The 7,558-nt window shown below is 70.6% G+C and carries 6 protein-coding genes and 1 pseudogene; 4 read left to right on the top strand and 3 right to left on the bottom strand.

Annotation, left to right across the window (positions count from 1 at the left end):
- Positions 1-682: 682 nt before the first annotated feature.
- Genes dhaK through AB0915_RS37180 form a run of 3 tightly spaced genes read left to right on the top strand, consistent with a single transcriptional unit; the run spans position 683 to position 2,745 of the window.
- A complete protein-coding gene (dhaK, locus tag AB0915_RS37190; protein WP_366695546.1) occupies positions 683-1,675 on the top strand; it encodes a dihydroxyacetone kinase subunit DhaK in 993 nt (330 codons plus the stop codon).
- A 48-nt stretch (positions 1,676-1,723) separates the two neighbouring features.
- Entirely contained in the window at positions 1,724-2,338 is a 615-nt protein-coding gene (dhaL, locus tag AB0915_RS37185; protein ID WP_366695544.1) for a dihydroxyacetone kinase subunit DhaL, read from the top strand.
- On the top strand, positions 2,335-2,745 hold the full coding sequence (locus AB0915_RS37180; protein ID WP_366695542.1) for a PTS fructose transporter subunit IIA: 411 nt from the start codon (positions 2,335-2,337) through the stop codon (positions 2,743-2,745). The genes dhaL and AB0915_RS37180 overlap by 4 nt, the downstream gene beginning before the upstream one ends.
- A gap of 75 nt (positions 2,746-2,820) precedes the next feature.
- On the opposite strand, the gene AB0915_RS37175 is transcribed toward AB0915_RS37180, so the two are convergent.
- A complete protein-coding gene (locus tag AB0915_RS37175; RefSeq protein ID WP_366695548.1) occupies positions 2,821-6,249 on the bottom strand; it encodes a phosphodiester glycosidase family protein in 3,429 nt (1,142 codons plus the stop codon).
- Positions 6,250-6,471: 222 nt separating this feature from the next.
- Here AB0915_RS37175 and AB0915_RS37170 point away from each other — a divergent pair, with 222 nt between their 5' ends.
- Positions 6,472-6,969, top strand: a complete 498-nt coding sequence (locus AB0915_RS37170) for an NUDIX domain-containing protein (RefSeq protein ID WP_366695540.1) — start codon at positions 6,472-6,474, stop codon at positions 6,967-6,969.
- Between the two features lie 4 nt (positions 6,970-6,973).
- Here AB0915_RS37170 and AB0915_RS37165 read toward each other — a convergent pair whose 3' ends face one another.
- Together AB0915_RS37165 and AB0915_RS37160 are read right to left on the bottom strand one after the other, a co-directional pair.
- On the bottom strand, positions 6,974-7,129 hold the full coding sequence (locus tag AB0915_RS37165; protein WP_366695538.1) for a hypothetical protein: 156 nt from the start codon (positions 7,127-7,129) through the stop codon (positions 6,974-6,976).
- Between the two features lie 186 nt (positions 7,130-7,315).
- Positions 7,316-7,558 (bottom strand): annotated as a pseudogene (locus AB0915_RS37160) (hypothetical protein); the annotation flags it as partial.

The following is a 7,558-nucleotide window of genomic DNA, read 5'->3' as shown; positions in this document are numbered from 1 at the left end:
GGCGTTCTGCACCATGCTCAGGCTCGACCCAAAAGCGCCTGCGCCGGCCTGACCCTCTACGCGGTCCTCCGCACCCTTCAGGCCCTCCTGGCCACTTGGACCGGCGCCTGCTCGATATGCGGCCAATCCGCACCGACACCAGAACCACACCACAGGACCTAACAAAGCCCTACTACGAGGGGTCGCAACAAGTCCGAGTCAAGGCGTTCCCTACGCCGGTCGGCCAATATCTGCCCTGGTCGGCCGCCCGGAGACCGCACCTGATGGCGTAGCCGGGCGCCATGCCCGGAGCGCGTCTGGGTCTCCTCCACCACAGTCCGGCAGCGGTGAGCAACCGTCAGCCTGGCGACGGGCACGCCGCCCCCTATGAGTCCGTGGTTGCAACTCGCATGGGCAGCCGCCCTGACCTCGATCACCCCTACCGTCGCCCCAGGGCGACGGTAGCGTGACCTTCGCTGCCGCAAGGTCGATACTGCCGTCAACAGGATGTGCAGTCGTCCCACAACCGATCACCGCAGGACCTGACGGGTCATCACCAAAGTCAGCATCAGGTCAGCATCAGCACCGCCAGGACCCGCCCCGGACCGTCACGGACCGCCAAGATCGACAACTGGCCCTACGTGCTCTGACCTCGGCAAACGCAGGTACAGGGCCCGCCTGCTAATCTCTTCAGGAGGTACCCATGAGGATGCTGATCAACGTCCCCGAGACCGTCGTCGCGGACGCCCTGCGTGGCATCGCCGCCGCCCATCCCGAGCTGACCGTGGATGTGGACAACCGTGTCGTCGTACGGCGTGACGCGCCCGTCGCCGGAAAGGTGGGGCTCGTCTCCGGAGGCGGGTCCGGGCATGAGCCGTTGCATGCCGGGTTCGTCGGGCCAGGGATGCTGTCCGCCGCCTGTCCCGGGGAAGTATTCACGTCGCCCGTTCCTGACCAGATGGTGCGCGCCGCCGCCGCCGTCGACAGCGGCGCGGGGGTGCTGTTCGTCGTCAAGAACTACACCGGCGACGTGCTGAACTTTGACATGGCCGCCGAGCTCGCCGAGGACGAGGGCGTGCAGATCGCGAAGGTGCTCGTCAACGACGACGTAGCCGTGACGGACAGTCAGTTCACGGCGGGGCGGCGGGGCACGGGGGCGACACTGTTCGTCGAGAAGATCGCCGGGGCGGCGGCCGAGGACGGTGCGCCGCTGGAGCGGGTGGAGGCCATCGGCCGGCAGGTGAACGAGGCGTCGCGGAGTTTCGGGGTGGCGCTGAGCTCCGTCACCACCCCGGCCAAGGGCTCTCCCACGTTCGATCTACCGCCGGGCGAGCTCGAACTGGGCATCGGCATTCACGGCGAGCCGGGGCGGGAGCGGCGTCCGATGATGACGTCGGGGGAGATCGCGGACTTCGCAGTGGACGCGATTCTGGAGGATCTGCGGCCGGACAATCCGGTGCTCCTGCTGGTCAACGGGATGGGCGCGACGCCGCTGCTGGAGCTGTACGGGTTCAATGCCGAGGTGCAGCGGGTGCTGTCCGAGCGGCGTGTCGTCGTCGCTCGTACGCTCGTGGGGAACTATGTGACCTCGCTCGACATGGCGGGCTGCTCGGTGACGCTCTGCGAGGTGGACGAGGAGCTGCTGCGGCTCTGGGACGCGCCGGTCGAGACGCCCGCGCTCCGCTGGGGCCGTTGAGGAGCGGCCGAACGCCCATGACGTTGTTCCAGGGACAAGGAGATCCATGTGCTCGATGTTGACTTCTTCCGCCGGTGGATGGTCGCAGCCGCGGCCGCTGTGGACCGTGAGGCGGACCGCCTCACCGAACTCGACTCGGCGATCGGGGACGCCGATCACGGCAGCAATATGCAGCGCGGATTCGCCGCAGTGACCGCGGCACTGGAGAAGGAGGACCCGCAGACTCCGGGGGCCGTACTGACGCTTGCGGGGCGGCAGTTGATCTCGACGGTCGGCGGGGCGTCGGGACCGCTGTACGGGACGCTGCTGCGACGTACGGGGAAGGCGCTGGGCTACGCGCCCGCCGTGACGGATCAGCAATTGGCCGAGGCGTTCGCCATGGGTGTCGCCGCCGTGGGAGAGCTGGGCGGTTCCCAGGCCGGGGACAAGACGATGCTCGACGCGCTGCTGCCGGGCGTGGAAGCGCTCGGTACGTCGTACGCCGCTGCCCGGGACGCGGCCGAGGCGGGTGCGACCGCGACCGTGCCGATGCTGGCACGCAAGGGCCGGGCCAGCTATCTGGGCGAGCGCAGCATCGGGCATCAGGATCCGGGTGCGACGTCGTCCGCGCTGCTGATCGCCGCGCTGGCGGAGTCGTACGAGCGCAGTGGAGGCGGCTCGTGAGCGAACAGAAGCAGGTCGGGATCGTGCTGGTGTCGCACAGCGGGCCGGTGGCCGAGGCGGTGGCCGAGCTGGCCAAGGGGCTGGCAGCCGGTGGTGCGACAGCGCCCGTGGCCGCGGCCGGCGGTACGCCGTCGGGTGCGCTCGGAACCAGTGCGGAGCTCATCGCCGAGGCGGCCCGGAAGGTCGACGGCGGCGTGGGCATCGCGCTGCTGGCCGACCTGGGCAGTGCGGTGCTCACGGTCAAAGCGATGCTGGCCGAGGGAGACGAACTGCCGTACGAGGCACGGCTGGTGGACGCGCCGTTCGTGGAGGGCGCGGTCGCCGCACTCGTCACGGCGTCGGCGGGCGGTGATCTTGCCGCGGTGGAGGCTGCGGCGACGGAGGCGTACGGCTACCGCAAGCTGTAAGGGACCGGAAGTACGGGGTCCCGCACCCGGTTCATGGAACCGGGTGCGGGATCGCCGTGTGGTGCGCGTGTTCCGTCAGGCTGCCGAGGCGGTGCCCGCCGCGGCGATCCGGATCCGGGTCAGCTGCGTCGTGCCGTTGACCGTCACCGCGAGCGTGATCGTGCCGGGCCGAAGCGCCGCGAGGGTACCGGTGGACGGGTCGAAGACCGCCGTGTGCTGGTGCCGGGCACTCTCCCGGTCGCCGATGTGGACGTTCGGCGACCCGGTCCAGTCGGCGGCCAGCGGGAACACGACCGGGACGCTGCGGGCGCCCTGGGTGACGGTCGCCGTGATCTTCGCAGTGTCTCCCGCGCCGAGCACGGACGGGGCGTCCAGTGTCAGCGTGTCGACATGCGCCCGGGTCTGTACCGAGACCCAGTCGGGCGCGCCCTTCCACGGCTTCTCCCGCGCGGCAGCCTGTTCGCCGGGCGAGACGTGGTCCGCGCCGACGAGGGACCAGCCGGTGAAGCCTCCCTCGTCCGCCGGTCCGGCCGGTGCCTTCCCGGAGTTGCCGTTGATCAGATACGGCACGCCGTCGACGTGCGAGGCGTGGAAGACCCCGACATGGCTGCCGATGAATGCGGCGCCCTTGCCCGTCGTACGGCGGAAGTCGGCGAGCCACTGTTCGACCAGGGCTGCCTCCTTCCGGTCCCCGAGCTGGCTGCCCTTCTGAACGGTCGGATCGCGCGGCGGAACGTGCTCGATCATCATCACCGAGTCGACGTCGGAGTCCTTCGCCGCCGCGTCGAGCTGGGCGCGCACCTCCTTGATCTGGGCGAAGCCTCCGCCGCGCAGGGTGAGGCTGGAGGTGTCGAGTGTGATGATCCGGGTGCCCTTGTGGTCGAACGTCCGCTGGGCGGGACCGAATTGGGTGATGAAGTGGTCGATCTTCCCGCCCATCACTTCGTGGTTGCCGGGCACGTAGTACCAGGGCAGGGAGTCGCCGAGTTCCTCGGTCAGGATCTGGCGCGCGAAGGCGAGGTCCGCGGGTGATCCCTCGTCGACGAGGTCGCCGTTGACGACCAGGAAGTCGGGCCGTGCCGCTTTGATCTCGCGCAGGGTGCGCCGCGCCTGGGTGACGATGGCGCTGCCGGGGTCGCGGGCGACGAACTGGGCGTCCGACATCACTGCGAACTGCCAGTCCCGGGCTTCGGTGACCGCCGCCGGATCGATCAACGGGTCAGTGATCACGGCCTGTTCGGGCAGGTCGACGGTGGGCGGCACCTGGGCGGTGAGGTCGTCGATGACGATCCCACCGGTGTACTGCTGGGCGGCCGCCGTCTCGGCGAGGTAGAAGCGGTACACGCTGAGCGGCATGGCCGCGCCCGCCGGCACGGCGAAGGTGACCTGCCGCCAGCCTGTCCAGGTGACGTACGGTCCCCGGAGCAACTGGTCGGAGCCCGCAGCGTCCTTGAGGTGCAGCGTCGGCCAGGCGCCCTTGCCGTCGCCCTTGATCCAGAGCTTGAACGACTGGGGCTGTCCGGGCACGGTGACCGGCTGGGGCGGGGCGGCGTACGCGGCGCGCGTCGCGGTCGACTGGGTGAAGTCGTACGTGAGTCCGAGTCCGGTGCCGGTGTGGCCGTCGGGGGTGGCGGAGAGGGATCCGCTCGCCCGCGCCTGGCTGAACTTCCAGGACCCTGCGTCGTCGAAGTCGGAGACGGCCTGCTCGGCGAGGCCGACGCTGACGGCGAGGACGGTGGTGGCGCCCGCGACAGTCGCCCTGATCTGTCCGGCGCCGCCGCCGGTGCGTGAGGTGACGGTGAAGTTGCCCTTGCCGTCATCGCGGATGCCGAAGAGCGCGTGATCGTAGTCGAGGGTGACGTCGCGGGGTTCGACGGGGGCGCTGGTGCCGTGCGCGTCGAGTCCGACGATGCCGAAAGTACCGGTGGCTTCGGCGTTCGCGAGACCCACCCGCTGTGTGGTCGGCTCGATCCGGGCCAGCCTGTCGAGGACGGTCAGCGCGGTGCTGCCGCGAGCGGATCCCAGTTCGGCGCGCGCCACCGTGGTACCGCTGTGGCGTGCGGTGAAGAGCCCGTTGCCGTCGACCGTACCGACGTTGTTGCGGGTGGTGCTCCAGTGCGGGATGCCGTCGGCAGGGCCGTACGTCTCGTCGTATCCGATCGCGGTGAGGCGGCGGGTGAGTCCGGGGAAGACCCGCTCGGGGTGGCCGCCCTTGACGGGGTCGACGCCCGGTGCGGTACCCGCCGGGGTACGGGTCTCGGCCCAGAAGCCCTTGAGGCGGCCACTGCCGTCGGGGGCGGTGAGGGCGAGGCCGTTGGGGACGGTGCGCTCGGTGCCGTCGGACGGGCTGTTCTCCACCTGCAGGGCGTCGCTGCCGGGCACGCGGGCGACAAGAGTCGAGGAGCCGCCGCCGTCCAGGTTGAGTGCGCTGTACGAGCCTGCCCGCCGCATCATCTGGCCGAGTTCGGTGAGTGTGACACCGCCGCTGTCCGCCTGCCGGCCGTCAACGGTGAGAATCTGCATCGTGCTGCCGTCCTGGGAGAAGCCGACGGCGGTGCGCGGGGCGGCGGTGTTGTTGCCCTCTCCGTCGTGGTTCTGTGCGACGCCGTCGACGACGAGTAGTTCCCGGCCGCCGACGGCGGTGCGGGGTACGTCTCCGCTGTCGGTGCGTGCCCGATAGGTCAGCGACACGGGGTCGCCCGGCTGGAGCGATGTGAGTGCGGCGGCTCCGGCCTCGCGTCCGACGAGGACCGTGGTGCCGTCGGGGACGGCGCCGGAGCCGGGGGTGTCCGACACAGCGACGACCCTGCCGTCGCGTACGACCGCTTCGGCGACGGGAGTCGCCTTGTCGACAGTGAGTGCACGGTCGGCGGTCCCCCAGGCCGGGGTGTAGGCGCCCACTCCCCCGCTCGGCACATTGGCGGCGTTGTACGCGGCGAGCGGCCGCTGCCCGGCGGGCAGGGTGAGTGTGCCCTCGAAGTACAGGTTCAGGATGCGGCCCGCGCTGCCCGGGCCGATGCCGACCGCCCGGTTGACCCCGGGGGCGGGTGACTGGACGGGCACGCCGTCCTTGATTCCGATGCCTTCGGGCGCACCCGTCTGGTTGATGTCGAAGAAGTCGGCGTTGATCGCGGCGACGGTCCGGCGGCCGGGGCCCGCGTCGTGCCCGGCGGCGAGTTGGGAGACCGTGCGCCGGTCGGAGACCTTGCCGGTGGAGAGGTAGTCGGCCTGCACGCCACTGCCGTCGAGGTCGACGGAGAGCGAGTCGACGCGCAGCCACTTGTCGGATTCGAGCCGGTCGTATGAGCTGAGGCGGACTCCGGGGGCGATCGGGCGCGAGGTGCGGGCGGTCTCGATGCCGTCGCCGTCCACGACGGATCGGGAGTCGCCTGCCGCCTGGCTCGCCGCCGGCGGGGCGACGGGTCTGAGGATTTCGGCGGAGTTACGGGGATGGGGGTCGGGGGTCGAATCGGCGGCGGCAGGGGCGATGGCTCCCACCGTCATCACGGACACCGTGGCGAGGAGCACGAGCGGACGCGTTGCTTTGCCGACTATGCCAGGGCCCACAAATCCTCCTGGAATGGCGATGGTTGCGCGGGCAGTAAGCGCTGTCGGCGGACAGCATGGCTGCGCGTACCGCCACGCACCAGGGGGCCTCGGGAACCTCAGGGGAAACAGGGTGCGGCGAGTCGATGACACCCGTGATCACTGGGAAGACTTGACGGCATGTCATCTCAGAAGCGCAGTGCGGGTCTTCTCCTGTTCCGGTCGGCGGACGGGGGCGCCGGGTTCGAGGTGTTCCTCGGGCACATGGGCGGCCCCTTCTGGGCGGGCCGCGAGGCTGCCTCGTGGTCCGTCCTCAAGGGTGAATACGGGCCCGGAGAGGAGCCCGAGGCCGCTGCCCGCCGTGAGTTCGAGGAGGAGTTCGGCCATCCGGCGCCGGACGGGGAGTGGGTACCGCTCGGTGAGTCCCGCCAGGCCGGAGGCAAGACGGTAGTGGTGTGGGCTCTGGAGGGTGATGCCGATCCGGCCCGGGCCGATCCGGGGACGTTCACCATGGAGTGGCCCCGGGGGTCGGGCGTGCAGCGGGAGTTCCCGGAGATGGACCGGTTCGCCTGGTGCACACCGGAGGAGGCGGCGGAGCGTCTCGTCGCAGGCCAACGGGTCTTCGTCGACCGCTTGCGGGACCATGTGCGGGGCGGGCGGGCGCCGGACGGGCCCTGAGCCGCTACGCGCGGGCCGCCCTGTTGATCTCCGGGCTGTGCAGGATGTGTTCGCCGGAGCCCTGCCGGCCGACGACGGCGATCATGGCACGCCCCAGCGCGTCCGTGGTCGTCACATGGTTCGGCATGACCCGGCGCAGCACGGAATGGCGCCAGGACACGGCTCCATGGATCTGAGGACAGTTGCCGTCGGACGCATGGATCAGCCCTCTGTCCTGGCGAAGGTACGGGAACTCGCCCACGCGAGGGTCACTGAGGGGTTCCCGGGCGTCAAGGCTGTTGCGATGGTCAATTTCTGAGGCGGATGGGGAACCGTGCGCCACGCACGCCGCAGGCGCCTCGCGCGGTCAGTGCTGCGGGACCTCGCCCTGTGCGATCTCGATGCTGCTGTGCAGATCGTTCGTCGCTTCGAGTGCGGCGGACCCGGACAGGATCAGGCAGGCCAGCAGCGCGGCCGCCGCGGCGCGGCCGACGCCCGGCCGGTGGGTGACCCGGCCGAGCAGCGCCGCGACCACCGCACCCCCCGCCGGCGCGGCAATCGCCTTGGTGGCAGGCACTGTTCTCCTCGGTCGGCCCGGGCATGTCCAGCC

This window comes from Streptomyces sp. NPDC048411 (genome assembly GCF_040704695.1).
Classification (GTDB): domain Bacteria; phylum Actinomycetota; class Actinomycetes; order Streptomycetales; family Streptomycetaceae; genus Streptomyces.
This window is presented reverse-complemented; position numbering and strand designations above follow the sequence as displayed.

Bases quoted from the DNA above. Each gene is read 5' to 3' on its own strand.
- dhaK (WP_366695546.1), top strand. From the start codon at position 683: ATGAGGATGCTGATCAACGTCCCCGAGACCGTCGTCGCGGACGCCCTG.
- AB0915_RS37175 (WP_366695548.1), bottom strand. From the start codon at position 6,249: ATGACGGTGGGAGCCATCGCCCCTGCCGCCGCCGATTCGACCCCCGAC.
- AB0915_RS37170 (WP_366695540.1), top strand. From the start codon at position 6,472: ATGTCATCTCAGAAGCGCAGTGCGGGTCTTCTCCTGTTCCGGTCGGCG.